The following is a 21,398-nucleotide window of genomic DNA, read 5'->3' as shown; positions in this document are numbered from 1 at the left end:
GCTTAAAGGACCAACCTCCAACATTCGTTGCTTGAGGTTTCACAAAGAAACTTCTGCTTATTCAATCGCTTCTCAAGCCTTAACGCCGCTCCTTGTTCTGCTTGAAGTTTGCCATGAGCGATATACGTCCCTTTGTCCGTTTCAACTTTGGTGTGATCTGCCCCAAAAGTAGTGGATATGAAAGCGATACTCACCACATGCCCCGCATCAACGGAGTCAACCACGGTTGCCTGCCGGGTCTTATTGCTCTCTCGGAGAAAATACCCAGCAACAATGAGTGCAACTATAAACAGCACGGCAAACATCCTTGCTTTGACGCTGCCCTGGTTGTATCGACTGTTTAATCCTTTAACTCTCATGTCGCTTCCTACTTCTCTTGAATGCTAGTCATACTAGCATGGCTTATCTTATTATCTCTGAGGCACACACCGTCTCAGTTTAACTTCGCTGATACCCCAATAGAATTTTGTACGGATGGATAGTGAAAGTTTGCTTGTGGTTCACCTAAAGAACACCTATAGTCCACAACCTTAACAAGCAACTTAATACAAGGCATATATGAAAAAACTATTAGTCACCATTCAAGTGGAATTAGACATCCCAGACACCTGGGAATTAGTTGAGCATCCCGACCAAGTGCAGGCACTCAAAATGGATGATGGGCAATACATGCACATGAGCTTTTTGCCGATGATGACCAAAGAGTTCAGTGAGAATGCTGAATGGTCAAGCGAATGTTCAGATGAGTTCACAGAAAAAGTCTTGGATATGGTGTTAGACGAAGACGTATACATGAAGCTTGAAACGCACTAAATCACTGATGAATTGGCACTGCTGAGCGCATTGGTGGTGCCGCGACATATTTACGCGGCTTACGGTTGAGCGCGATCAATGCAAGATAGTTTCTGGCGGAGAAGGAGGGATTCTTAACCACTCCAATAAAATCAATGACATAAGCGCCATGCGGTGTTACACCTGTTGGAGTCAGGTGTAATAGTTTACCGTTAAATTGTAGCTCATTTTACCTGTATGTATATCAGGTTCTTAGTCCTAGGAAGCCATATGCTTCTGCACTAATCTCGCTTAGATTGATACCTAATTCTTTAACGTACAATATCCTTAGCACCCGTTGTTCAACGTCATCAAGTTGACTTTCTAATGATGCTAGATTCGTACAGGCATCATAAGCATTGATAAAACCTGCTTTCCTAGCCCTCAGATAGTTTCCCAAGTTGCCCAATGACAATTTTCGAGCCACAAGTTCGCTAACTTTGCTCAAATCATTGAATGTTTCTACAATCTTTGCGATTTGCTGGTCAGAGACCTTTACTATATAACCTTTTCCACTAGGGCTTATCGTTAGGCCTAGAAAGTCTGCATCTTGGGTTGGGTCGTAGATTACAGTCTTTGAGCCATGAATGCCGGAAGGGGGAATCGCTAAATCTATTCTACTTAGTTCCCTTATGCAAAAGCGTTCGATTTCTTTACAAAAGTCATTATTAGGTCCAAAGAAAATTAAATCATCTGCGTATCGCAACGCTGAATATCCAGCTTTAGTAGTGGCTTTGTCAAAGTTCTCTAGTACTACATTTGAAAAGAACGGTGATAACGGCATGCCTTGCCGCACACCTCTACCTTGTTTAATCTCTAGTGACGCCACTTTTTTTCTTTCTGTTCTAGTGAATGTCACAATTTCCGCGTCGACGATGCTGTTTAAAAGAGGGTGTAATGAAGTCTCTCTTACCACTTTCTTTAATTTAAGCTTCAAGTCTACGCGGTCTATATTATCGAAGAATGATTTAATGTCAGTTTTCAAGACCCATGGTTTAGCTGTCCTTTTGCTCTGAGCGATTAAAAGCGCTTTCTTGACGCCACGGTCCTTAAGGAATCCGTAGCTAACAGCATTACTAAACCTGCTGGTGTAGCGCTCAGAGAGAAAGTTAAGTAGTGCCCCTTGTACGATACGGTCTCTAGTGCAGGGTACGCATATAAGTCTTAATTTACCTCCAGGCTTTGGAATGAAGTAGGGTTTAAGACCTAAGAAAGTATACTTTCCGTGTCTTAACTCATTGGAGATTTGCTTGAGATTTGCGACTTCATTGACTTTGAAGTCGTTAAGGCTAACTTTATCTATGCCGTATGTATCTCTTGACTTAGGTCTGGCCTCGTTGAATAGGCGTTTCCAAGCTGTATGGAGTGCTTCATATGAAGCTATAGAGTGCAGTGCATTACTCATTTAGCAGGTTGCGCATGCGATGATTTCCCCCAGACATGCGCCCTAGTAAGGCCTTACATTAACCGCGAATAGCTCGTCATCTATCGATGCTGCTAATTCAAGGTCACTGCGTATGACGACATGGCGATTGTTTGCCGTGAAGCCATTATGCCGCGTTGGTAAGTGAAGCGCAACACACGAAGGTGTGCATTGGGCATCGCCCTCTGGAGCTGCTGTCTCCACAAATTCCCGCGCCGACCAGATGCGAATGATTCCCATTATCATAACATTCTCCCCTGTTAGCGTGCAATTAAGCACTGTTGTAACCATGAGAGCTGCCATGAAGAGCCCCAAGACGCTCTTTGTAGCCGCTGCTCGCATACCATGGCCCCCGCAATCGCGCTGAGCTTCACGTTTGGAACGAGCCTTCCCATCATGTCTGGGAGTAGAAGACTCGCTTGCTAGCCTTACATTAACCGCGAATAGCTCGTCATCTATCGATGCTGCTAATTCAAGGTCACTGCGTATGACGACATGGCGATTGTTTGCCGTGAAGCCATGAAGCCGCGTTGGTAAGTGAAGCGCAACACACGAAGGTGTGCATTGGGCATACGAACACAATAAGTGTACATCATGTTTGTTTGTAACACAATATATAGTGGTGTGGTGTTTTTTTGGCAGAGTGTACTTAATGCAAGGTTTAAGTTTAATGTGTTACTATTGAACTGTGTACACTATTCAAATGCAATCATGTCACGTGGTGGAAAAAGACCTAACTCCGGCCCTAAGAAGTCAATGAGTCCCTACGGGGAAAAAACTACAGCTATGCGAATACCTAATAGTGTAGCTATAGATATTGCTAACGCTCTCGAGACATATAAAGCTATCCGTTTAGCACAAAGCTTAAATTCTGCTACTAATGTCCTACCAGCTTCATTAAGCCCTCTTAAGCTACTACGTCCAATTTATAGTGGAACTGTGCAAGCGGGGCAGTCTAGGTTTCCCTCGCCAGCTCAAGACTATGAGCAGAAGTTTTTAGACCTTAATGAGCGATACATTAGCAATCCTCCAGCTACGTTCTTCTTTGAGGTAAAAGGTAACTCCATGGAGGGAGCAGGTATTTTCGAGGGTGACACTGTGATTGTAGACAGAGCACTTAAACCGAAGTCCTCTAGCATAGTGATTGCTGCTGTCGATGGTGAGTGGATGGTGAAGAGGCTGTATAAGCGCGGGGATACAGTTAAGCTACTTTCTGAGCATCCAGACCATGCTCCAATTGCGTTTTCTGAGGGGCAGGAGCTTACAATCTTCGGTGTGGTGACCTATGTCATTCATCAGCCCAAATAAACGCTTGTACGCGCTCTGTGACGCGAACTCATTTTACGCATCATGCGAGAAAGTCTTTAGGCCTGACCTTAAAAGCAAGCCTGTTGTAGTCCTCTCTAATAATGATGGTTGCGTGGTAGCTCAGAGCAAAGAGGCTAAGGAGCTTATAGAGCTTTGGATGTGTAGGCCTTGGTTCGAGATAGAGGAGCAGGCTAAGAAGCTGGGTATAGTCGCATTCTCGTCAAACTACGAGCTATACGCCAATATGAGCAATCGCTTTATGACTACCCTCAGGCAGTTTGCTCCAAGGCAGGAGGTGTACTCGATAGACGAGTCCTTTCTCGAGCTAACGGGGATGAAGCGTAACTGGATTGAGTACGGACAGGAAATTAAAGACACGGTTATGCAATGGACAGGGCTACCTATTTGTGTGGGCTTTGGAACAACTAAAACCCTAGCTAAGCTCGCTAATCATTGCGCTAAGAAACAAGAGCAAATGCGTGGTGTATGTGACTTCACCAGTATGACCAATTCAGAGCTAGATAATCTAATGCAGACCTTGCCTGTGTCCAAAGTGTGGGGTATCGGCAATAAGCTCGAGGCTAAGCTTAACAAACTAGGTGTGCATGATGTCCTTAGGCTAAAGCGCGCTAACCCTAAGCGCATACGTGATGAGTTCGGTGTGCTACTGGAGAGAACTGTCAGAGAGCTTAATGGTGAGTCGTGGCTAGAGTTAGAGGAAACACTACCCGAGTCTAAGCAGGTGATGAGTTCACGCTCGTTTGGCTCAAGAGTCAGCACGTTAGTTGAGCTTCAAGAGGCTGTAAGTTTCCATGCTAGCAATGCAGGCGCTAGATTACGTAAGCAAAAGCTTTTTGCTAATGCGTTGTACGTATTTATCCAGAACAGCCCATTTGATAAAGCAGAATACTACAGCGCTAGCTTAGTAGTGCCACTGCCTGCATCTACTGATAACTCTATGCAGATAACTAAAGCAGCACTGTGGGCGCTTAAACGTATTTATAAAAGGGACATATACTACCAAAAGGCGGGCGTAATGCTGATGGATTTAGTACCAGCTACTAGCCAGCAAGTTGACCTTTTTGGGTTTACTCTTGGCGATGGTAAGGCTGGCTTACTAATGAGCACTATGGACGCAATTAATCAAAAGTACTCTAAGGGGGCTATTAGGTTAGCTGCCGAGGGAGTGCATAAGCAATGGGCTATGAAGCGGGAGCTTAAAAGCCCGAACTACACTGGTGACTGGCGAGAGCTTGCTCCTGCTAAATAATTCTTAAGGTTGTGAGGTTGCGGTCTTGTTGCGACGAAAAAGCCAGACTACTAATAATCCAGGGATAATCAATAAAGGGTCAAATATCCTGCCGAGAATGTGACCCAGCGGACTTTTCTCTGCGACTGATTTTAATCTAGCTTTTTCATTAAGACTCTTAACTAACGCATCGTACTGATATTTGTTAGTGGTGCGCTCTAGCAAACCCCAGTCTTCTTCATCATAAACACTACGAAACTGCTGTCTATACTGACCTATATCATAGCTAGGGTCTGTATCCTCTTGGGATTGAAGTTGTTTGATGCCGTCGCTATTACTGTGAGCATAGCCGTCAAAGGACTCTTTGAAGGCATCCTTGACAGGTGTAGCCTTTAGGTCTTTCTCGATAGCTGCACGAGCCGCGTTACGGGCATCTACGTCGGCTTGTGTCTCAACGTATTCGCTTTTGTTGCGGGAAGTAGGGCCATTGTAGTGCAAAGGCATTGCACCTCCTGCCGCGTCTGCCTCTCGTTGTAATGGAGTAAGAGCTTTATATTCGCCTTTACTACCTGTACTGCTTGCCGAAGGTACTACAGGAAGCTTTGATATGTTCGGGTTAAAGTTATCAATAGGACGCTGTGTCATTCTATTGGTTAAAGTTTCTCCTTGTTCGGAGTTATGGTTTGCATCGGTGCCAGCATTAATAATGCTTGAGAATAAAAGTGCTGTTATTGAGAGCGATAGTTTTTTTGTTGATACTTGATACATGTGGCGTGAAGTTAAGTCAGAGTGTAAAACACAAGGTTAAGTTTAACTTAACTCCAGCGCAAGCGAAAAAAGGTAAAAACTAGTTCTTAATTTAAAGAGCTAGTATGCGGTTAGAAAGTCTTGTAGCTATACGGATGCGTGAAGCAAGAGAGGAAGCTGAGCTTTCTCAAGAGGCTTTGGGTGTTCTGGCTGGCATAGATGAAGCTACTGCAAAGGTGCGCATAAACCAATACGAAAACGGTAAACACAGTCCACCTTTATCAATGCTCGACAAGATAGCTAGTGTTCTAGGTAAGCCAGCTATTTGGTTCATCTGCGAAAACGACATTAAAGAACTAGTATTGTTGATTAATGAAGTACCCGCTGAGAATAGATTAGAAGCTATTGGTCAGCTTGTAATAGAGCTAAAAAATCGAACTACATAAACCCCTCTTAAACGCATTTTCTTGCAAATCTAAGGGCATTGCTTCAGCCGAAAGTGTTAATGCCTCATAGCGCGATGCTGTTTAATTGTGAGCGTTTATAATTTGCTGTTGAGAGGCAGTTTCTGACTTATCAAGATAGCGATATAAACTGTTTCGACTAATACCAAATTGTGCAGCAAGTGCGCTGCGATTCTTGCCGTGTTGAGCAGTATCGAGAGCAATCAGGTTTTTGATTTGCTCTTCGGTAAGAGCTTGTTTCCTACCTTTGAAGGCTCCAGCTTTCTTGGCGATAGCTATACCTTCTCGCTGACGTTCCCTGATAAGACTGCGCTCGAACTGAGCAAACGCACCAAGCATCTGTAACATCAGTTTAGAGAGATGGTCGCTCTCAGAGTTAGTGAAAGCTAAGTTCTCTTTGAGAAACTTCACAGTCACACCTCTAGCAGTTAGGTCATCCACAATCCTTAATAGGTCTACTAGGTTACGAGCAAGACGGTCTAAGCTATGTACTACCAGAGTGTCTCCAGAACGAGCATATTGCATTGCTTCATCTAGCTTGGGCCTATTAACGTCCTTACCACTTGCTCTATCCTCGAACAACCTATCTACTCCTAGTTGATTTAATGCTTCGAGTTGTCTAGCTGTATCTTGGTCTACTGTACTGACTCTTGCATAACCGATGATATGACCAGAGGCTTGTGTAGCTTTACTCATAATGACTCCTAGCGAAAGTGTTAAATATAGTCTAAGAGTATGTGAAACACTTGTCAATAAATTGCTATTTAGAGTCTATTGACACACTTTTAAGATAGTACATAGAGAGTAACTTGTGTCACGTATAAGTACACTCTATCGTTACACTTGTACTCAGGAGGATTGCTGTAGTCAGTAGGACTGGAGAGCAGGGGAGTGCGGGGGATACTAGTACTTGCTCATGCTCGAGGTGTATTTACGTACTTCTAGTACTTTTCTTGGTCTCGAGTGAGCAAGTATGTTTTGTTCAATCATTACTACTTATTTTACTGCATGACTTTAATGGTTCTATCACTACGGGCAATGCTAGCAGTTGCTGCGCTAGTACTCAGCTAGATATATGCAAATGTTGCGATTGCGTATTCCTATACAAGGACAAAACTTTTTTTGCTAATTAGTATTGGGCTTTAGTGACGTGAGTAAGCTCTAAACCAGATACTTTATATTTATCCATGGCTAGGACAAGCGGCTGGAGTGGATAGTGCTTAGAGCCGTAATGTTCAGCTACATCACCACTACTATGGCCTGTAAGCGCATTGTGCACCTCTGTCGATATACTGGCAGCTCTAGCGTAGTCTTTGAAGCAATGTCTAAAGCTGTGAAATACCATGCGTGTGTCAGTAATGCCAATGACCTTACGTAAGTAGTTACCGAACCATTTTGACCAGTTAGCGCTGTATGTTCCGTAGTTCTTCGCTGGTGTCAGCTGCGGAAAAAGTCTGCTGGAGTTTAGTGCTTGTACATATTTGATGAAACCGAGGTCGATTAATACGTTGTGAACAGGGATTCTTCTTCTGCTACCTAAGTTCTTGAGCTTCTGGTCTTCGCCTTCGTCAGAAATGCTAATGACCCAGACTTCGCGGGTTTCGTCATTGTCATCCTGATAGCGCTCTTGTTTTATATCTTCGGCTTGAAGCTGACAAAGCTCCTCAATCCTTGCTCCAGTGTATAACGCAAGAAGTGGTAACCAGTAAGAGGCTTCGCCCTTACCGCCAATAGGTCTCTCTCCTCGAGTATAGATAGGGGAGTTGAATATAGCTGTAAGTGCCGGAAGGTCAAAAGGAAGGCGCTTATCCTTCGCAGACTCATTAACCTTAACGCGCACACCCTGAGCAGGGTTGGTCTCGATGATAGCTTGCTGTTTAGCAAAGTTGAGTAGAACATTCAGTTCAGTTAGGTACTGATTAGTATTAGCTGCTGAGCTACCTGATGCTAGTAGCTCATCCTTGAAAGCTACCACGTCCCGCTTAGAGATTTGCTCTATAGGTTTAGCGCCTGTAACTTTCTCCAGTCTAGCTGCGACAGTTCTCATTTTTGAAACTGTCTTGAGTCTAGGCGTGCGCTCTGCTGCCCATTTATCGACGAGTTGAGACAGACTTTCTCCTATCTGCTCAGGAGGCATTGCGGCGGCGCTGGCGGGGCTTTTATACGTTTCGATGTATGGTAGGTCTTTGTTCTTGCGAAGAGCCTTTATGGCCTTTATCTGAGCTTCCAGCTTCCACATAGGCGCAGGGTTGTCCTCAAACGGATGAACACCTGTAACTAAGTACTCCTTTGCATCGGCAAGCGTGTTATCTAAGCGCTGCTGGAAGTCTTGATAATTCCCACTTTGAGCAGCCTGTTCTCTATGCTCTCTCAAGCGCTTAAGGAAGCGATAAGCGTAAATCGCTGAGTCATCAATGGTAAGCCCTTTACCAATGGATTCTTTTGCCTTAGGCGTGGCCTGTGTATCTGCCTGTGAGGTTGGCTCAGGCTCTAGTACAAGGTTTGCGGAAGCCGCCGCAAAAAGCATGTCATATTCTGTCGCAAACTGACGCACTAAAGTTTCCGCTAATTTGCGGTCTTTTGTACCCAAGGATTTCATGACCTCTTTGCCGAAGAGGTGGACAAGTTCGACAGGAGTTTTTCGTCTGTAGTAGTAGACAGAGCCGCGTTTAGCAAGATGTGTGCACATAGTGTTCTTTCATATGTTCGGTGTAACACACACTGCGGTAAATTACTCTTTAAGTCATTGATTTAGCTAGGAGTCCTTATTCTATAAGGCTCAGAGACTAGTTGGCGGAGAAGGAGGGATTCGAACCCTCGATACGCTTACGCGTATGCCTGATTTCGAGTCAGGTACATTCAACCAGCTCTGCCACTTCTCCGTTTTTAAATCAATGGCTTACAAGATAGGCAATTAGGCGGTGCGGATTTTTTGCCAAGCACTAATAGCTTATGCCTTAAGCAAGGGCACTAGTCTACACCTTGGCGCCTGTGCAGTTCAATCATCATGATTGCCAGGTTGTCCGCTGCTGCAAACCCGATTATTGCAGCGGCAATGTGATCCGTATCACTAGGCCGGAGGCAGGCAGTGGTTTATTGCTGATAGACAGTTTGCCACCATGCTTTTCAACAATCATGCGCGCAATAGCAAGGCCCAGGCCAGTACCGCCCGTTTGCCGCGAGCGGGAGTCCTCTAGCCTGCGGAAGGGTTCCAGGACGTTATTCAGTTCTTGTGCCGGGATACCGGGGCCGTCATCGGAGATCACGAATATCACCTGGTTGCCCTCGGTGTGTAGTGACAGGGCAGGGGTTTTCGCATAGGTGGTCGCATTGTTCAGCAAGTTGGTCAGGCAACGTGTAAGCAGGTGTGCCGAGCCGAGAATGGTAATGGATTGTGCGGGCAGGCTGCTGGCAATGGCGTGGCCTGCATCTTCAAAGTCATCACAGACTGCGGTGGCCAGTGCGGTCAGGTCTACCTTGCTTTTATGGATGTTTTCCCCGCACAGGCGGGCAAAATCCAGGCCTTCGCGTACCATTTCCTGGGTGGCGGTGAGGTCTTTGATTAAGCCTTGTTTGAGCTCCTGGTCTTTGACCTTTTCCAGGCGCAAACGCAAGCGTGTGAGCGGGGTTTGCAGGTCGTGTGCGATCGCGCCCAGAATAAAGCCGCGCTCCTGAATATGCTTGAGGATGCTGCGCTGCATTTCGTTAAAGGCTTTAGCCGCATGGCGCACTTCGGTGGAACCTTCATTTTCCGCTAAAGGCGCGTGCTCGATATTGTGTGCCAGTTGCAAGGCGGCGTTTGCCAGTTTGCGCAATGGCTGGGTGGCGACAGAAGCCACGGCCCAGATAATGCTTATCAAGCCAAAGAATGCTAGCACAATGGTGAGCGGATTGCGTTCATGCGGTGGCCCGGCCGGAGGGCGATGACCGCCGTAGTGCAGTTCGATCAAAATCGGGGTGTTGTCTTCAAGGTGGGTGTAAACCGCCAGGCATTGGCCATGTGGATGTGGTGGCGGTGCGCCAAATCCGGGCGGTGGTGGAGGACGGCGCGGTGCACAATGGCTGGCCTTGGACAGGCTGATAAAGTCTGCCACTTCAGGCACCAGCAGGTTGTTGAGGTTGGCTAATTCTGCTGGCAACAGCGGCGCATTTTGCGGCGGTTCTACGCCCAGTGTGACATGGCTGCCCATGCGTTTAAACACGTCTTGTATCTCGGAGCGTTTTTCGGGCACGGTCGCTTCCAGGATGCGGATCATGCTTTCAATGCGGTCGAATGCGAACTGGTCGCGCAGGCGTGTTTCATTCTCGCGCGAGTCGCGTTGCCCCAGCATGTTCACTACCATGGCGGTGATCAGAATACCAATGACGGTGATCAGGAAGATACGGACCGACATGGTGCCCAACAATTTTTTTATCATCACTGTAGTGCTCTTTATGGTCAGGTGCGCTTTTATTTAAGATAACGGACATCTGCGGTGAGCAGATAGCCTTCATTACGTAGCGTTTTGATCATGGACGGACTTTTAGTATCCACTTCAAGTTTCTGTCTTAATCTACTGATTTGTAAGTCTATTGATCTATCAAACGGGCCGGCTTCGCGGCCGTGCATTTCTTCCATCAATTGATCGCGGCTCAGGGTGCGGTTAGCGTGCAGCAGCATGAACCGCAGGAATTTGAACTCGGCATTAGACAGTGGAATGCTGGTATTGCTTTGGTCAATCAAGGTGCGGTTATGGATATCCAGCTTCCATTCATTAAACTCAATAAAACGCAAAATGCCGCTATCTGCAGACTCTTCATGATGGGCTTTGCCAGGATTTTCTGCATGCATACGCGCGCGACGAATCACACTGCGGATACGCGATAACAGCTCCAGTGGTTCAAACGGTTTCGCCACATAATCGTCGGCACCGGTTTCCAGGCCCATAATGGTATCCAGCGAGCTGGTACGCGCTGTCAGCATGATAATCGGTAGCAAGCGGTACTTGGGTGACTCACGCAGTTCACGGCACAGTTCAATGCCGCTACGTTGCGGCATGTTGATATCGAGGATAATCACGTCTGGCAGTTGTCGCTCTAACGCTTGCCACATTTGGGCGTGATTGGCCGCCTGATGGGTGATGAGCTGATTATCTTGCAGAAAATCACACAGCAGATCACGAATCGCATCATCGTCATCTACTACCAGTACATGTGTGTCGGGATGGCCGTCAGTCATAAACAAAGTCTCGGGCTTACAAGAGTGAATATTTGAGCACAAAAACCGGCCATTGTGGCCGGTTTCCAGCATTAAACCAGGATGGTTTTACGCACGGTACTATTTTTCATGGCGGGGGCCACCATGGTGTGGTCCGTCATGTTGCGGAAACGCATTTTCATCAAAGGCTTTCTTCTGCGCATCGTTCAATTGCGCATAAAACGCACGTACTGCTTTTGCACGTTCAGCCTGGCGCGTATCACGTTCTTTGTCCCAGGCTTCCATTTTATCCAGGCGTTGCAGCGTATTGAGTTTGTTTAACTCAGCCACATCCGGATGCTCAGCTTTGTCTTGTGGCTTGATTTGTGCCTGGTAGTTTTTCCAGGCGTTTTCCTGGGCACTGGTCAGTTGCAAAATAGTGTGCAATCTTTCCTGATGTTTTTCAAAATGCTCCAGGCGGTGTTCCTGCCAGTTGGCTTTGTCAAATTTACCCTTGTCGCAACCATGGCCGGGTTCGGCAAAGGCGGTGCCGCACACCAAAACCAGAAGCCCTGCGAATGCCAGTTTATTCAGTTTCATGATGTATCCTTTAATCATCATTGCGAAATTGCAATGTTGACATTAAAACACCCGAATGTATCGGGTGTTTGTCTGGTGAAACTGGCTATGTAACGGAGTGTATCCGTTTATTCAATGCCTTGGCTGGCGAGGTAATCCTCGTAGTTGCCGGTAAAGTCGACAATGCCATCGGCTTTGATTTCGATAATGCGGGTGGCAATCGAGCTCACGAATTCACGGTCATGGCTGACAAAGAATAAGGTACCTTTGTATTTATCCAGCGCGGTGTTCAGCGCTTCGATAGATTCCATGTCCATGTGGTTGGTTGGTTCGTCCATGAGTAATACATTGGTTTTTGCCAGCATCAGCTTGCCATACAGCATGCGGCCTTTTTCACCACCGGAGAGGACCTTGACGGATTTTCTGGTGGCTTCGGTCGGAAACAGCAAGCGGCCGAGCATACTGCGTACGGTGTTGTCATCATCGCCTTGCTGACGCTGTGCAGTCATCCACTCAAACAGGTCTTCGCCTTTTTCAAATTCGTATTCATGGTCTTGCGCAAAATAGCCCAGCTTGGCTTTTTCTGCCCATTTGACTTCACCGTGTTTGGGCGCGAGATCACCAGCTAAACAGCGCAGAAAGGTGGTTTTACCGATACCGTTTTCACCAATGATGGCGACTTTTTCCCCGGCTTCAAACATCAGTTCTACGTCATTAAACAAAGTCTTGTCAAAGCCATGGCTGAGTTTTTTCAGTTCCACTGCATTGCGGTGCAGCTTTTCCCTGTCGTCAAATTCAAAGCGGATAAACGGATATTGGCGGCTGGAAGGTTTGAATTCTTCCACCTTGATTTTATCAATCTGCTTGGCACGGCTGGTCGCTTGCTTGGCCTTAGAGGCGTTGGCAGAGAAGCGGCGTACAAAGTCCTGCAAGTCGGCAATTTGCTGTTTGGCCTTGGCATTGTCTTTGGCTTGCTGGTTACGTGCGGCAATGCTGGCTTCCATGTAATCATCATAGTTGCCTGGGTATGAAGTGATTTTGCCGTAATCCATATCGCAGGTATGCGTACATACCTGGTTCAGGAAGTGACGATCGTGCGAAATAATCACCATGGTGCAGTCACGATTATTGACCACGTCTTCCAGCCAACGGATGGTGTTGATATCCAGGTTGTTGGTCGGTTCATCCAGCAGTAATACGTCTGGATTAGCGAACAGCGCTTGTACCAGCAGTACACGCAGTTTCCAGCCAGGCGCCACTGCGCTCATCGGGCCGGTATGTTGCTCTAAAGGAATACCTACGCCCAATAGCAACTCGCCCGCACGCGCTTCGGCGGTATAGCCGTCATATTCGGCAAACACGCCTTCCAGCTCTGCTGCGCGCATATAGTCGTCTTCGGTCGCCTCGAGGTTGGCGTAAATCGCATCACGTTCCTGCATGGCCTTCCACATTTGTTCGTGGCCCATCATCACTACGTCCAGCACGCGCTGGTCTTCGTAGGCGAATTGATCCTGTTTCAAGAACGCCATGCGCTCATTGGGGTCCAGGCTGACGTTGCCACTGGTTGGCTCAAGCACACCGGCCAGAATCTTCATAAAGGTGGATTTACCACAACCATTGGCGCCAATCAGGCCATAACGGTTGCCGTCGCCAAATTTGACAGAGACATTTTCAAACAGTGGTTTGGAGCCAAACTGCATGGTGATATTGTTTGCAATTAACATGAACAACTTTCAAAAAGTTTTGCCGCGGTTGAATGCGGATAAATAAATGCTTCAAAAATACAGGGCGCGCAAACTGCGGCGTGCCGGTGGTTTAAAAGGTGTTGTAGATGACAACTTCATCCATAGGCAACTGGCCACCACGTGCTTTGGCTTCTTCCATCGCTTTGCCGACGACGACAAACATCACTGGTACATGGTCGGCAGGCAGGTTGATCAGCTTGGCCACAGCGTCAAAATCAAAGCCATCCATCGGGCAGGTGTCATAGCCCATTTCCTTGGCTGCCAGCATCAGCGTCATGGCGGCCATGCCACCCGAGCGCATGCCTTCATCACGCTCAGCTTGGGCGTGATCGGTGTAATAATCGTGAATCGCCTTCACCAGGTAGTCGCTCACTTGTTGCGGTGCATTGACCCAGTAGCGCGCCGGGTCTTTTTCCCAGGCTTTCAAATCCACCGTAATTACGACCAGCAATGAGGCATCGGTGACTTGTGCCTGGTTCCAGCTCACCGCGCGGATTTGATGGCGTAACACCGGATCCGTGACCACCACAAAGCGCCAGTGCTGAATATTGAAAGCGGTCGGCGATAACATGGCCAGCGAGAACAGCTGCTGGATTTCTGCTTCTGTCATGCGGTGGGCAGGATCGTAAGCTTTGATCGAGCGGCGTTCCTGTATGGCTTGTGATACGTTCATGTTGTGTGTTAATCAATACTCAATAGTTAAAATATCCAGCTGCAAAGGGCCAGCCGGGCGCTGCCAGACTGTACTATCACCGGCTTTGCGGCCGAGCAGGGCTTTCGCCACCGGTGAAACATAGCTGACTTTTTGCTGCGCAATATCTGCTTCATCTTCGCCAACAATCTGGAACACAGATTGTTCACCGGTTTCGTCTTCTACCTGCACTTTGGCACCAAATAATACGGTGTGCTGCGGCTGCTGTGCCGGATCCACCAATTGCGCAGAGTCCAGCCTGGCGACAAAGTAGCGCAGGTCGCGGTCAATCTCAGCCAGCTTTTGCTGCGCGCTTGGGTCTTCTTTACGCGCAACGTACTGGCTGCGTGCAGTTTCCAGCGTTCTGACGGTTTGCTGTAATTGCTGCAAGCCGTCTGGTGTCACATAGTTCGCATGTGGGCTCAGCGGGCGTTCCGGTAAGTCAGTTCCCGCTAGCTCCAGATCATCTTCTTTAACAAAACCGCGACTCATGCTCAGTGCTTAATTGCTTAAAAGTAGGTGAGGCCCAGCGCGGCACGCACTTCACTCATGGTGTTTGCTGCCACTTCACGCGCCTGTTCAGTGCCTTCACGCAGCAATTGCAGAATATAGCCTTTGTCGTTCGCCAGCTCGGCACGACGCGTACGGATCGGCTCCAGCATCTCTTGCAATACAGCTTCCAGGCGCTTTTTAACGATGCTGTCTGCCATGCCGCCGCGTGTGTAATGGGCTTTAAGCTCAGCGATAGCCGCTTTGTCAGTATCAAACGCATCCAGGTAGGTGAAAGCGATATTGCCTTCAACATGGCCTGGGTCTTCAATCTTCAAATGCAGCGGATCGGTGTAAACGCGCTTCACTGCCTTAGTCACTTCGTCAGCCGTCGCGCCCAAGTTAATCACGTTACCCAGTGATTTGCTCATTTTGGCCTTGCCATCAATACCTGGCAGGCGGCCAAGCTCTGGCACCAGCGCTTTGGTTTCAACCAGAATCTCTTGTTTGGTGCTGGCATTCTTATAGGTGCGGTTAAAGCGGCGTACGATCTCGTTGGTTTGTTCAATCATCGGGATCTGGTCTTCACCCACCGGCACCAGCGTCGCTTTAAACGCCGTAATGTCAGCTGCCTGGCTGACCGGGTAGGTGAGGAAACCCGCCGGAATATCACGTTCAAAATCACGCAGGCGAATTTCTTCTTTCACAGTCGGGTTACGCTCCAGGCGCGCCACTGTGACTAAGTTGAGGTAATAAAACGCCAGTTCAGTCAGTTCAGGCACTTGTGACTGGATAAAAATGGTGGACAGTTTAGGATCTATTCCGACGGCCAGGTAATCCAGCGCGACTTCCACCACATTGCGATGCACTTTATCAATATCATCCATATTATCGGTCAGCGCCTGTGCGTCGGCCAGCATCACATATTGCTTGTATTCATGCTGATATTTGACGCGGTTGCGCAAGCTGCCAACAAAATGCCCCAGGTGTAACGGGCCAGTTGGGCGGTCGCCAGTGAGGATAATGGATTGTGTGCTCATCGTATTGTGCTCTAATCGGTCTGAGATTGGTTAGTGAATGAAGGTTATTCCCACTCGATGGTGGCAGGCGGTTTGCCAGAAATGTCGTACACCACGCGGTTAATGCCGCGCACTTCGTTAATGATGCGGTTGGAGACTTTGCCTAGCAAGCTGTATGGCAGTTCTGCCCAGTGCGCGGTCATAAAGTCGCTGGTGACGACGGCGCGCAATGCAACCACATAGTCATAAGTGCGGCCATCGCCCATCACGCCGACTGACTTCACCGGCAAGAACACGGTAAATGCCTGGCTGGTGAGGTCGTACCAGGTTTTACCTGTGGCAGCGTCTACGGTGTTGCGTAGCTCTTCAATAAAGATAGCATCTGCGCGTTGCAACAATAAGGCAAATTCGCTTTTCACTTCACCTAGAATACGTACACCCAGGCCTGGGCCTGGGAACGGGTGGCGATAGACCATGTCGCGTGGCAAGCCGAGTGCAACACCGAGTTCGCGTACTTCGTCCTTGAACAGGTCGCGCAATGGCTCCAGCAATTTAAGGCCTAATTGTTCAGGCAAGCCGCCGACGTTGTGGTGGCTCTTGATGGTGACGGCTTTTTTAGACTTAGCGCCACCGGATTCAATCACATCCGGGTAAATCGTGCCTTGCGCCAGGAAAGTCGCGCCTTTGTGGCCAGCGCCGCTGGCTTTGAGTTTGGCCGCTTCAGCTTTAAATACCTCCACAAACTCGGCACCGATGATTTTACGTTTGGCTTCCGGGTCACTGACGCCAGCCAGTTTACCCATAAATTGCTCAGTAGCGTCAACGCGGATCACATTGGCATGCAGGCGGCCAGCGAACATTTCCATCACCATATCGCCTTCATTCAGGCGTAACAGGCCGTGGTCTACAAACACACAGGTCAGCTGGTCGCCAATGGCGCGGTGGATCAATGCAGCGGCGACGGAAGAGTCAACGCCACCGGATAAACCTAAAATGACTTCTTCATCGCCGACCTGGGCTTTGATCTTGGCTACGGCTTCGCTGATGTAGTCACCCATGATCCAGTCTGGCTTTGCCGCACAGATATCCAATACAAAGCGCTCCAGCATGGCCTGGCCTTGCTTGGTGTGTGTGACTTCAGGGTGGAACTGCACGGCGTAGAATCTGCGGTCTTCATCGGCCATGGCAGCAATCGGCGTGGTGTCGTTGCTGGCGATGACTTTAAAGCCTGCTGGCAGCTCGGTCACTTTGTCACCGTGGCTCATCCAGACGTCAATCAGGCCGTGGCCTTCAGCGTTGGTGGCATCCTGGATGTCGCGGAATAGGGCAGAGTGGCCGCGTGCGCGCACCTGGGCATAGCCAAACTCACGCTTGGCACCGGCTTCTACCTTGCCGCCCAGTTGTTGTGCCATGGTTTGCATGCCGTAGCAAATGCCCATGACTGGTACGCCCAGTTCAAACACGGCTTGCGGTGCTTTGTCGGTTTCTTCTTCATAAACGCTGGCATGGCTGCCGCTGAGGATAATGCCGTCTGCGCCAAAGTTTTTGACGAAGTCGTCAGATACGTCGCAAGGGTGGATTTCACAATATACATGCGCTTCGCGTACGCGACGGGCGATGAGTTGGGTCACTTGTGAACCGAAATCTAGAATGAGGATTTTTGAGTGAGACATTTTTTTTAGCCACAGAGTGCACAGAGGACACAGCGTCTAAGAGAAACTTTTCTCCGTGACATCTGTGTCCTCTGTGGCTTGGTTTAATAATGGTCAGTAAAGCTTAATCTACGCGATAGTTAGGAGCTTCTTTAGTAATCTGTACATCATGTACGTGCGATTCGCGCATACCGGCACTGGTGATTTGTACAAACTCGGCTTTATTGCGCATATCTTCAATGGTGGCACAACCAACATAGCCCATGGAAGCACGCAAACCACCCATCAATTGGTGGACCACGGCCAGCACGCTGCCTTTGTAAGGTACGCGGCCTTCAATGCCTTCTGGTACCAGTTTGTCAGCATTGGCGGTGTTATCCTGGAAGTAGCGGTCAGACGAGCCTTTTTGCATGGCGCCGATAGAACCCATGCCACGATAGGATTTGTATGAACGGCCCTGGAACAGTTCGACTTCGCCAGGCGCTTCTTCAGTACCAGCAAACATGCCGCCCAGCATTACGCTGTAGGCACCAGCTGCAATCGCTTTAGAAATATCACCCGAGAAACGGATACCGCCGTCTGCAATAAACGGCACACCGGATTTTTCCAGCGCTTTGGCCACATTGCTGATAGCTGTAATTTGCGGCACACCAACACCAGCGACGATACGGGTGGTGCAGATAGAGCCCGGGCCAATGCCGACTTTCACGCAGTCAGCACCGTGGTCTACCAGGGCCAGTGCAGCTTCAGCCGTGGCAATGTTGCCACCAATGACTTGCAGTTTTGGATATTTGGTTTTCGCCCATTGCACGCGGTCCAGTACGCCTTGTGAGTGGCCATGTGCCGTGTCGACGACAATGGCGTCTACGCCAGCTTCAACCAACGCATCAATACGCTCGTCAGTGCCTTCGCCCACGCCCACCGCTGCAGCCACACGCAAACGGCCTTTTTCATCTTTACAGGCTAATGGGTGATCGTGCGATTTTTGAATGTCTTTTACCGTGATCAGGCCTTTGAGTTCGTAGTTTTGGCCGACGACCAGCAGGCGTTCCAGGCGGTGCTTGTGCAGCAGGCCCATGATTTCTTCACGGCTGGCGCCTTCACGCACCGTGACCAGGCGATCTTGCGGTGTCATGACATTGCTGACGGCTTGATCGAGGTTGGTTTCAAAACGCAGGTCACGGTTGGTGACAATGCCGACGACTTTGCCATCTTGCAAGACTGGCAGGCCGGAGATTTTTTGTTGTTTGGTGATGTCCATCACTTCGCGCACGCTCATGGCGGGGTGGATGGTGACCGGGTCAATGACGACGCCAGATTCGAAACGTTTTACGCGGGAGACGCGGGAAGCCTGCATCTCAACCGTCATGTTCTTGTGAATAATGCCCATGCCGCCCAATTGTGCCAAAGCAATCGCCATGCGTGCTTCAGTGACAGTGTCCATTGCAGCAGATAACAGTGGGATATTTAAAGTGATGCTTTTGGTCAGCTTGGTACTGAGGTTGACCTCGCGAGGCATGACATTCGAATGGGCTGGAACGAGTAAAACGTCATCAAAGGTCAGGGCTTGTTGCAACAAACGCATGTGAATTCCTTATCTCCAAAATATAATTATACCGATTTCGTTTTGCCTTGACAAAGCGTTTTGCATTACTTGCTACGACGCTGGCTGTGTTTGGCATGGTTTGTGCATGGATGTTTTTTTAATTAAGAGCAGGGTGTGGGCGATGAAGATTATTTTGAAAGTGATTTTGGCGGGATGCTTGTTGTGGTCTATGCAGGCAAGCGCCGAAATTTATAAGTGGCGCGATGAAAAAGGCGTGATGAATTATTCGGACGTGCCACCACAGGCAGGGGGCAATAGTACGCAAAAAATCAAGGCCGCCACGGTGCCTAATGATGTACCACTCACGCGCTCAGACGCCTACCAGCGCGAGGAAGCCGCGTCTGCGAATAAGAAACCTGTAGAGAATCGTGAGCCTGCGCCCTCCGCAGAGGCTGAGGCCTTGAAGGCCATGCAGGAGCGTTTAAAAGCGCAAAACTGTGCTGCCGCAAGGTCCAACTACCGTAACTATGCCGTTGGCGGTCGCATGCAAAATGTCAATGAAAATGGTCAAAAAGAATATCTGACGGATGATCAGATTCGAGAGGGCATGGCGAGGGCGCAACAGGAAATTGACGAAAATTGTCTGGGAGAGTAACCAAAAGTGCTCATTTATACGTCTCTGAGCCGCGTTTGCTTCCCATCTTTGGCAGCTGCGCGTTGTCTGCGCGCCTCTTTAGGATTGGCCAGCAGTGGCCGGTAAATTTCTACCCGGTCCATGGCTTTTAATACCGTCCCGGCTTCTACCTTCTTGCCAAAAATCCCCAGTGCCAGGTGATCCAGCGAAATGTCAGGATATTGCTGAGCAATGCCTGATTGGATAACAGCCTCTAGCGCGGTGGTGCCTGCGCTGACAGTTAATGTAAGAATACTTTGCGCCTGTGGTAAGGCATAGGCCACTTCTACGGTGATGCTCTCGCGTTGTCTGTTTGGCATTGGGACTACTTCAAATGCAGCTTGTCCGCCTGTTTGACAAAGCTATCTACAAAGGTATTGGCAATATGGCTAAACACCGGTGCAATAATGCGTTCGACCAGGCCATTTGCAAACACGTACTCCAGTTTGAACTCAATTTTGCAGGCATCTTCGCGCAGGGGGATAAAATGCCAATGCCCGGCCAGTTGCTTGAACGGGCCATCGACCAAGGTAATGTCCATGCGGTGCGGGAACTGTTTGTGGTTGCGCGTCGTGAAGTGCTGCTGAATCCCGTGATAGTTAATATGTATCGTCGCTTGCGTCGCCACTTCTGTGCGCTCGGTGAGCTCGCTACCGCCACACCAGGGCAGGAATTGTGGATAGTCTTCCACGGCATCAACCAGTTGAAACATGGCTGCACAGGAGTGCATGACTAAAACGGTTTTTTCTACTTGCGCCATTGTGTTAAGCCATTTCAGCGATGGTTCCGGAACGGAATTGGGTTTTGAGTTAAAATGCTATTTTAAGTGATTTAAGTCTGCACACCAGCGTTATGAGCATCGCGCAAAACAAAAAAGCGTTTTTTGACTACTTTATCGAAGAGAAGTACGAAGCCGGCCTTGTGCTTGAGGGCTGGGAAGTCAAAGCCATACGCGATAACCGCACCAACCTCAAAGAGGCTTACGTGGTGGTCATGCGCGGCGAGTTATACCTGATCGGCTGCCATATTACGCCGCTGGGCGCTGCCTCCACCCATATCCGTCCTGATGCGATCCGTACGCGTAAACTGTTGTTACACCGCGAGGAAATTGACAAGCTGATTGGTAAAGTCGAGCGCGCGGGCTACACCATTGTACCGCTGGATATGCACTTTACACGTGGCCGTATCAAAATCCAGATTGGCCTGGCAAAAGGTAAAAAGCAACACGACAAGCGCGATACTGAAAAAGAGCGTGACTGGAAGCGTGAGCAAAACCAGCTGTTAAAAAACAAGCAGCGCAGTCGTTAAATCCAGCTTATTCCTTATGACTCGCACCATATTCATGGTGCGTTTTTATTTTCAATCTCTTTGTGTTTGTTCTCAGTTCGTATCCATGAATGGTCTTTCTTGCGCAATCCTAATTGTTAATTTTTATTAATATAAGTTGTTTTAATGTAATTAAATTGTGTTAATCTTAAGTCGGTTGGTGCCGTTTTGAGTGGAGGAGATTCACTTGTTTAAGGCCCAACTATTTTGATTAACAATATTAAATAAGGAAGAAGTTATGCGTGAATTAACAATGACTGAAGTAGAAGTGGTTTCTGGTGGTTTTTCCATTATTCCTGAGTTTCCAACATCTCTGGGCCTGGTAGGTGGCATCGCTACGATCCTGACTGGCGCTGGTTACATTATCGCGGTTGCCGGTACTAACCTGGCATTGGGCTTGAATGAAGCATTGGGTATTGCGACACCACGTCCATTCTAAATTTAAGCTGTTAGAAAAAGCGCCATGGCACATCGTGCAAT

General features: G+C 48.5%; 23 protein-coding genes and 1 tRNA gene. 7 read left to right on the top strand and 17 right to left on the bottom strand.

Annotation, left to right across the window (positions count from 1 at the left end; genetic code table 11):
- Nucleotides 1-2: 2 nt before the first annotated feature.
- On the bottom strand, nt 3-359 hold the full coding sequence (locus ACIDE9_RS08090; RefSeq protein WP_411994023.1) for a hypothetical protein: 357 nt from the start codon (nt 357-359) through the stop codon (nt 3-5).
- A gap of 199 nt (nt 360-558) precedes the next feature.
- Here ACIDE9_RS08090 and ACIDE9_RS08085 point away from each other — a divergent pair, with 199 nt between their 5' ends.
- Nucleotides 559-813 (top strand): hypothetical protein, encoded by a 255-nt coding sequence (locus ACIDE9_RS08085; RefSeq protein ID WP_411994022.1) that lies wholly within the window; start codon nt 559-561, stop codon nt 811-813.
- Nucleotides 814-1,036: 223 nt separating this feature from the next.
- Here the strand turns inward: ACIDE9_RS08085 and ACIDE9_RS08080 are convergent, their stop codons facing one another.
- Nucleotides 1,037-2,236 (bottom strand): reverse transcriptase domain-containing protein, encoded by a 1,200-nt coding sequence (locus tag ACIDE9_RS08080; protein ID WP_411994021.1) that lies wholly within the window; start codon nt 2,234-2,236, stop codon nt 1,037-1,039.
- Nucleotides 2,237-2,848: 612 nt separating this feature from the next.
- Between ACIDE9_RS08080 and ACIDE9_RS08075 the strand changes: the two genes are divergently transcribed.
- Complete coding sequence (locus tag ACIDE9_RS08075) at nt 2,849-3,562, top strand: LexA family protein (RefSeq protein WP_411994020.1); 714 nt, start codon at nt 2,849-2,851, stop codon at nt 3,560-3,562.
- Nucleotides 3,540-4,832: a Y-family DNA polymerase gene (locus ACIDE9_RS08070; RefSeq protein ID WP_411994019.1), complete on the top strand. Its 1,293-nt coding sequence runs from the start codon at nt 3,540-3,542 to the stop codon at nt 4,830-4,832. Before ACIDE9_RS08075 ends, ACIDE9_RS08070 begins: the two co-directional genes overlap by 23 nt.
- Nucleotides 4,833-4,835: 3 nt before the next feature.
- On the opposite strand, the gene ACIDE9_RS08065 is transcribed toward ACIDE9_RS08070, so the two are convergent.
- Nucleotides 4,836-5,579, bottom strand: a complete 744-nt coding sequence (locus ACIDE9_RS08065; protein WP_411994018.1) for a hypothetical protein — start codon at nt 5,577-5,579, stop codon at nt 4,836-4,838.
- Nucleotides 5,580-5,683: 104 nt separating this feature from the next.
- On the opposite strand from ACIDE9_RS08065, the gene ACIDE9_RS08060 reads away from it, so the two are divergent.
- Entirely contained in the window at nt 5,684-6,004 is a 321-nt protein-coding gene (locus tag ACIDE9_RS08060; RefSeq protein ID WP_411994017.1) for a helix-turn-helix domain-containing protein, read from the top strand.
- Nucleotides 6,005-6,085: 81 nt separating this feature from the next.
- Here the strand turns inward: ACIDE9_RS08060 and ACIDE9_RS08055 are convergent, their stop codons facing one another.
- The 12 genes from ACIDE9_RS08055 to guaB form a co-directional block, all read right to left on the bottom strand.
- Entirely contained in the window at nt 6,086-6,718 is a 633-nt protein-coding gene (locus tag ACIDE9_RS08055) for a recombinase family protein (RefSeq protein ID WP_411994016.1), read from the bottom strand.
- Nucleotides 6,719-7,151: 433 nt separating this feature from the next.
- The gene (locus ACIDE9_RS08050) at nt 7,152-8,711 is read right to left on the bottom strand and encodes a DUF6538 domain-containing protein (protein WP_411994015.1); all 1,560 of its coding nucleotides are present in this window, start codon (nt 8,709-8,711) and stop codon (nt 7,152-7,154) included.
- A 102-nt stretch (nt 8,712-8,813) separates the two neighbouring features.
- A tRNA-Ser gene (locus ACIDE9_RS08045) sits at nt 8,814-8,904 on the bottom strand.
- A 159-nt stretch (nt 8,905-9,063) separates the two neighbouring features.
- Nucleotides 9,064-10,440, bottom strand: coding sequence for an ATP-binding protein (locus tag ACIDE9_RS08040; RefSeq protein WP_411994014.1), 1,377 nt, complete (start codon nt 10,438-10,440; stop codon nt 9,064-9,066).
- A gap of 32 nt (nt 10,441-10,472) precedes the next feature.
- On the bottom strand, nt 10,473-11,240 hold the full coding sequence (locus tag ACIDE9_RS08035) for a response regulator (protein WP_194741020.1): 768 nt from the start codon (nt 11,238-11,240) through the stop codon (nt 10,473-10,475).
- A 99-nt stretch (nt 11,241-11,339) separates the two neighbouring features.
- On the bottom strand, nt 11,340-11,798 hold the full coding sequence (locus ACIDE9_RS08030; protein ID WP_194741021.1) for a Spy/CpxP family protein refolding chaperone: 459 nt from the start codon (nt 11,796-11,798) through the stop codon (nt 11,340-11,342).
- 107 nt (nt 11,799-11,905) lie between these two features.
- Nucleotides 11,906-13,501, bottom strand: coding sequence for an ABC-F family ATPase (locus tag ACIDE9_RS08025; RefSeq protein ID WP_194753385.1), 1,596 nt, complete (start codon nt 13,499-13,501; stop codon nt 11,906-11,908).
- 91 nt (nt 13,502-13,592) lie between these two features.
- Nucleotides 13,593-14,195, bottom strand: a complete 603-nt coding sequence (locus ACIDE9_RS08020; RefSeq protein WP_194753386.1) for a nitroreductase family protein — start codon at nt 14,193-14,195, stop codon at nt 13,593-13,595.
- A 12-nt stretch (nt 14,196-14,207) separates the two neighbouring features.
- A complete protein-coding gene (locus ACIDE9_RS08015; protein ID WP_411994013.1) occupies nt 14,208-14,705 on the bottom strand; it encodes a GreA/GreB family elongation factor in 498 nt (165 codons plus the stop codon).
- 17 nt (nt 14,706-14,722) lie between these two features.
- Nucleotides 14,723-15,742: a tryptophan--tRNA ligase gene (gene trpS, locus ACIDE9_RS08010; RefSeq protein ID WP_411994012.1), complete on the bottom strand. Its 1,020-nt coding sequence runs from the start codon at nt 15,740-15,742 to the stop codon at nt 14,723-14,725.
- 44 nt (nt 15,743-15,786) lie between these two features.
- The gene (gene guaA / locus ACIDE9_RS08005) at nt 15,787-17,394 is read right to left on the bottom strand and encodes a glutamine-hydrolyzing GMP synthase (RefSeq protein ID WP_411994011.1); all 1,608 of its coding nucleotides are present in this window, start codon (nt 17,392-17,394) and stop codon (nt 15,787-15,789) included.
- Between the two features lie 103 nt (nt 17,395-17,497).
- Complete coding sequence (gene guaB, locus ACIDE9_RS08000; RefSeq protein WP_194741027.1) at nt 17,498-18,958, bottom strand: IMP dehydrogenase; 1,461 nt, start codon at nt 18,956-18,958, stop codon at nt 17,498-17,500.
- A 142-nt stretch (nt 18,959-19,100) separates the two neighbouring features.
- On the opposite strand from guaB, the gene ACIDE9_RS07995 reads away from it, so the two are divergent.
- Nucleotides 19,101-19,574, top strand: a complete 474-nt coding sequence (locus ACIDE9_RS07995) for a DUF4124 domain-containing protein (RefSeq protein ID WP_411994010.1) — start codon at nt 19,101-19,103, stop codon at nt 19,572-19,574.
- A gap of 14 nt (nt 19,575-19,588) precedes the next feature.
- On the opposite strand, the gene ACIDE9_RS07990 is transcribed toward ACIDE9_RS07995, so the two are convergent.
- The gene (locus ACIDE9_RS07990) at nt 19,589-19,912 is read right to left on the bottom strand and encodes an RnfH family protein (protein ID WP_411994009.1); all 324 of its coding nucleotides are present in this window, start codon (nt 19,910-19,912) and stop codon (nt 19,589-19,591) included.
- A 5-nt stretch (nt 19,913-19,917) separates the two neighbouring features.
- Nucleotides 19,918-20,352 carry a type II toxin-antitoxin system RatA family toxin gene (locus tag ACIDE9_RS07985; RefSeq protein ID WP_194753392.1) on the bottom strand — a complete coding sequence of 145 codons (435 nt, stop codon included), beginning with the start codon at nt 20,350-20,352 and terminating at the stop codon, nt 19,918-19,920.
- 92 nt (nt 20,353-20,444) lie between these two features.
- Between ACIDE9_RS07985 and smpB the strand changes: the two genes are divergently transcribed.
- Nucleotides 20,445-20,900 carry an SsrA-binding protein SmpB gene (smpB, locus tag ACIDE9_RS07980; RefSeq protein ID WP_194741031.1) on the top strand — a complete coding sequence of 152 codons (456 nt, stop codon included), beginning with the start codon at nt 20,445-20,447 and terminating at the stop codon, nt 20,898-20,900.
- Between the two features lie 256 nt (nt 20,901-21,156).
- Nucleotides 21,157-21,357, top strand: a complete 201-nt coding sequence (locus tag ACIDE9_RS07975) for a hypothetical protein (protein WP_194753393.1) — start codon at nt 21,157-21,159, stop codon at nt 21,355-21,357.
- Nucleotides 21,358-21,398 lie beyond the last annotated feature (41 nt).

It is taken from the genome of Methylophilus sp. 'Pure River', assembly GCF_046765995.1.
GTDB lineage: Bacteria > Pseudomonadota > Gammaproteobacteria > Burkholderiales > Methylophilaceae > Methylophilus.
Note: the sequence above shows the minus strand (reverse complement) of the source record. Positions and strands in the feature narration are given on the sequence as shown.

Coding starts and splice junctions, on each gene's coding strand:
- ACIDE9_RS08085 (WP_411994022.1), top strand. CDS start 559: ATGAAAAAACTATTAGTCACCATTCAAGTGGAATTAGACATCCCAGAC.
- ACIDE9_RS07985 (WP_194753392.1), bottom strand. CDS start 20,352: ATGGCGCAAGTAGAAAAAACCGTTTTAGTCATGCACTCCTGTGCAGCC.
- ACIDE9_RS08020 (WP_194753386.1), bottom strand. CDS start 14,195: ATGAACGTATCACAAGCCATACAGGAACGCCGCTCGATCAAAGCTTAC.
- ACIDE9_RS07990 (WP_411994009.1), bottom strand. CDS start 19,912: ATGCCAAACAGACAACGCGAGAGCATCACCGTAGAAGTGGCCTATGCC.
- ACIDE9_RS08070 (WP_411994019.1), top strand. CDS start 3,540: ATGTCATTCATCAGCCCAAATAAACGCTTGTACGCGCTCTGTGACGCG.
- ACIDE9_RS08055 (WP_411994016.1), bottom strand. CDS start 6,718: ATGAGTAAAGCTACACAAGCCTCTGGTCATATCATCGGTTATGCAAGA.
- ACIDE9_RS07995 (WP_411994010.1), top strand. CDS start 19,101: ATGAAGATTATTTTGAAAGTGATTTTGGCGGGATGCTTGTTGTGGTCT.
- ACIDE9_RS08030 (WP_194741021.1), bottom strand. CDS start 11,798: ATGAAACTGAATAAACTGGCATTCGCAGGGCTTCTGGTTTTGGTGTGC.
- ACIDE9_RS08080 (WP_411994021.1), bottom strand. CDS start 2,236: ATGAGTAATGCACTGCACTCTATAGCTTCATATGAAGCACTCCATACA.
- ACIDE9_RS08040 (WP_411994014.1), bottom strand. CDS start 10,440: ATGATAAAAAAATTGTTGGGCACCATGTCGGTCCGTATCTTCCTGATC.
- ACIDE9_RS08065 (WP_411994018.1), bottom strand. CDS start 5,579: ATGTATCAAGTATCAACAAAAAAACTATCGCTCTCAATAACAGCACTT.
- trpS (WP_411994012.1), bottom strand. CDS start 15,742: ATGAGCACACAATCCATTATCCTCACTGGCGACCGCCCAACTGGCCCG.
- ACIDE9_RS08050 (WP_411994015.1), bottom strand. CDS start 8,711: ATGTGCACACATCTTGCTAAACGCGGCTCTGTCTACTACTACAGACGA.
- ACIDE9_RS08025 (WP_194753385.1), bottom strand. CDS start 13,501: ATGTTAATTGCAAACAATATCACCATGCAGTTTGGCTCCAAACCACTG.
- ACIDE9_RS07975 (WP_194753393.1), top strand. CDS start 21,157: ATGCGTGAATTAACAATGACTGAAGTAGAAGTGGTTTCTGGTGGTTTT.
- ACIDE9_RS08090 (WP_411994023.1), bottom strand. CDS start 359: ATGAGAGTTAAAGGATTAAACAGTCGATACAACCAGGGCAGCGTCAAA.
- ACIDE9_RS08035 (WP_194741020.1), bottom strand. CDS start 11,240: ATGACTGACGGCCATCCCGACACACATGTACTGGTAGTAGATGACGAT.
- guaB (WP_194741027.1), bottom strand. CDS start 18,958: ATGCGTTTGTTGCAACAAGCCCTGACCTTTGATGACGTTTTACTCGTT.
- smpB (WP_194741031.1), top strand. CDS start 20,445: ATGAGCATCGCGCAAAACAAAAAAGCGTTTTTTGACTACTTTATCGAA.
- guaA (WP_411994011.1), bottom strand. CDS start 17,394: ATGTCTCACTCAAAAATCCTCATTCTAGATTTCGGTTCACAAGTGACC.
- ACIDE9_RS08075 (WP_411994020.1), top strand. CDS start 2,849: ATGTTTGTTTGTAACACAATATATAGTGGTGTGGTGTTTTTTTGGCAG.
- ACIDE9_RS08015 (WP_411994013.1), bottom strand. CDS start 14,705: ATGAGTCGCGGTTTTGTTAAAGAAGATGATCTGGAGCTAGCGGGAACT.
- ACIDE9_RS08060 (WP_411994017.1), top strand. CDS start 5,684: ATGCGGTTAGAAAGTCTTGTAGCTATACGGATGCGTGAAGCAAGAGAG.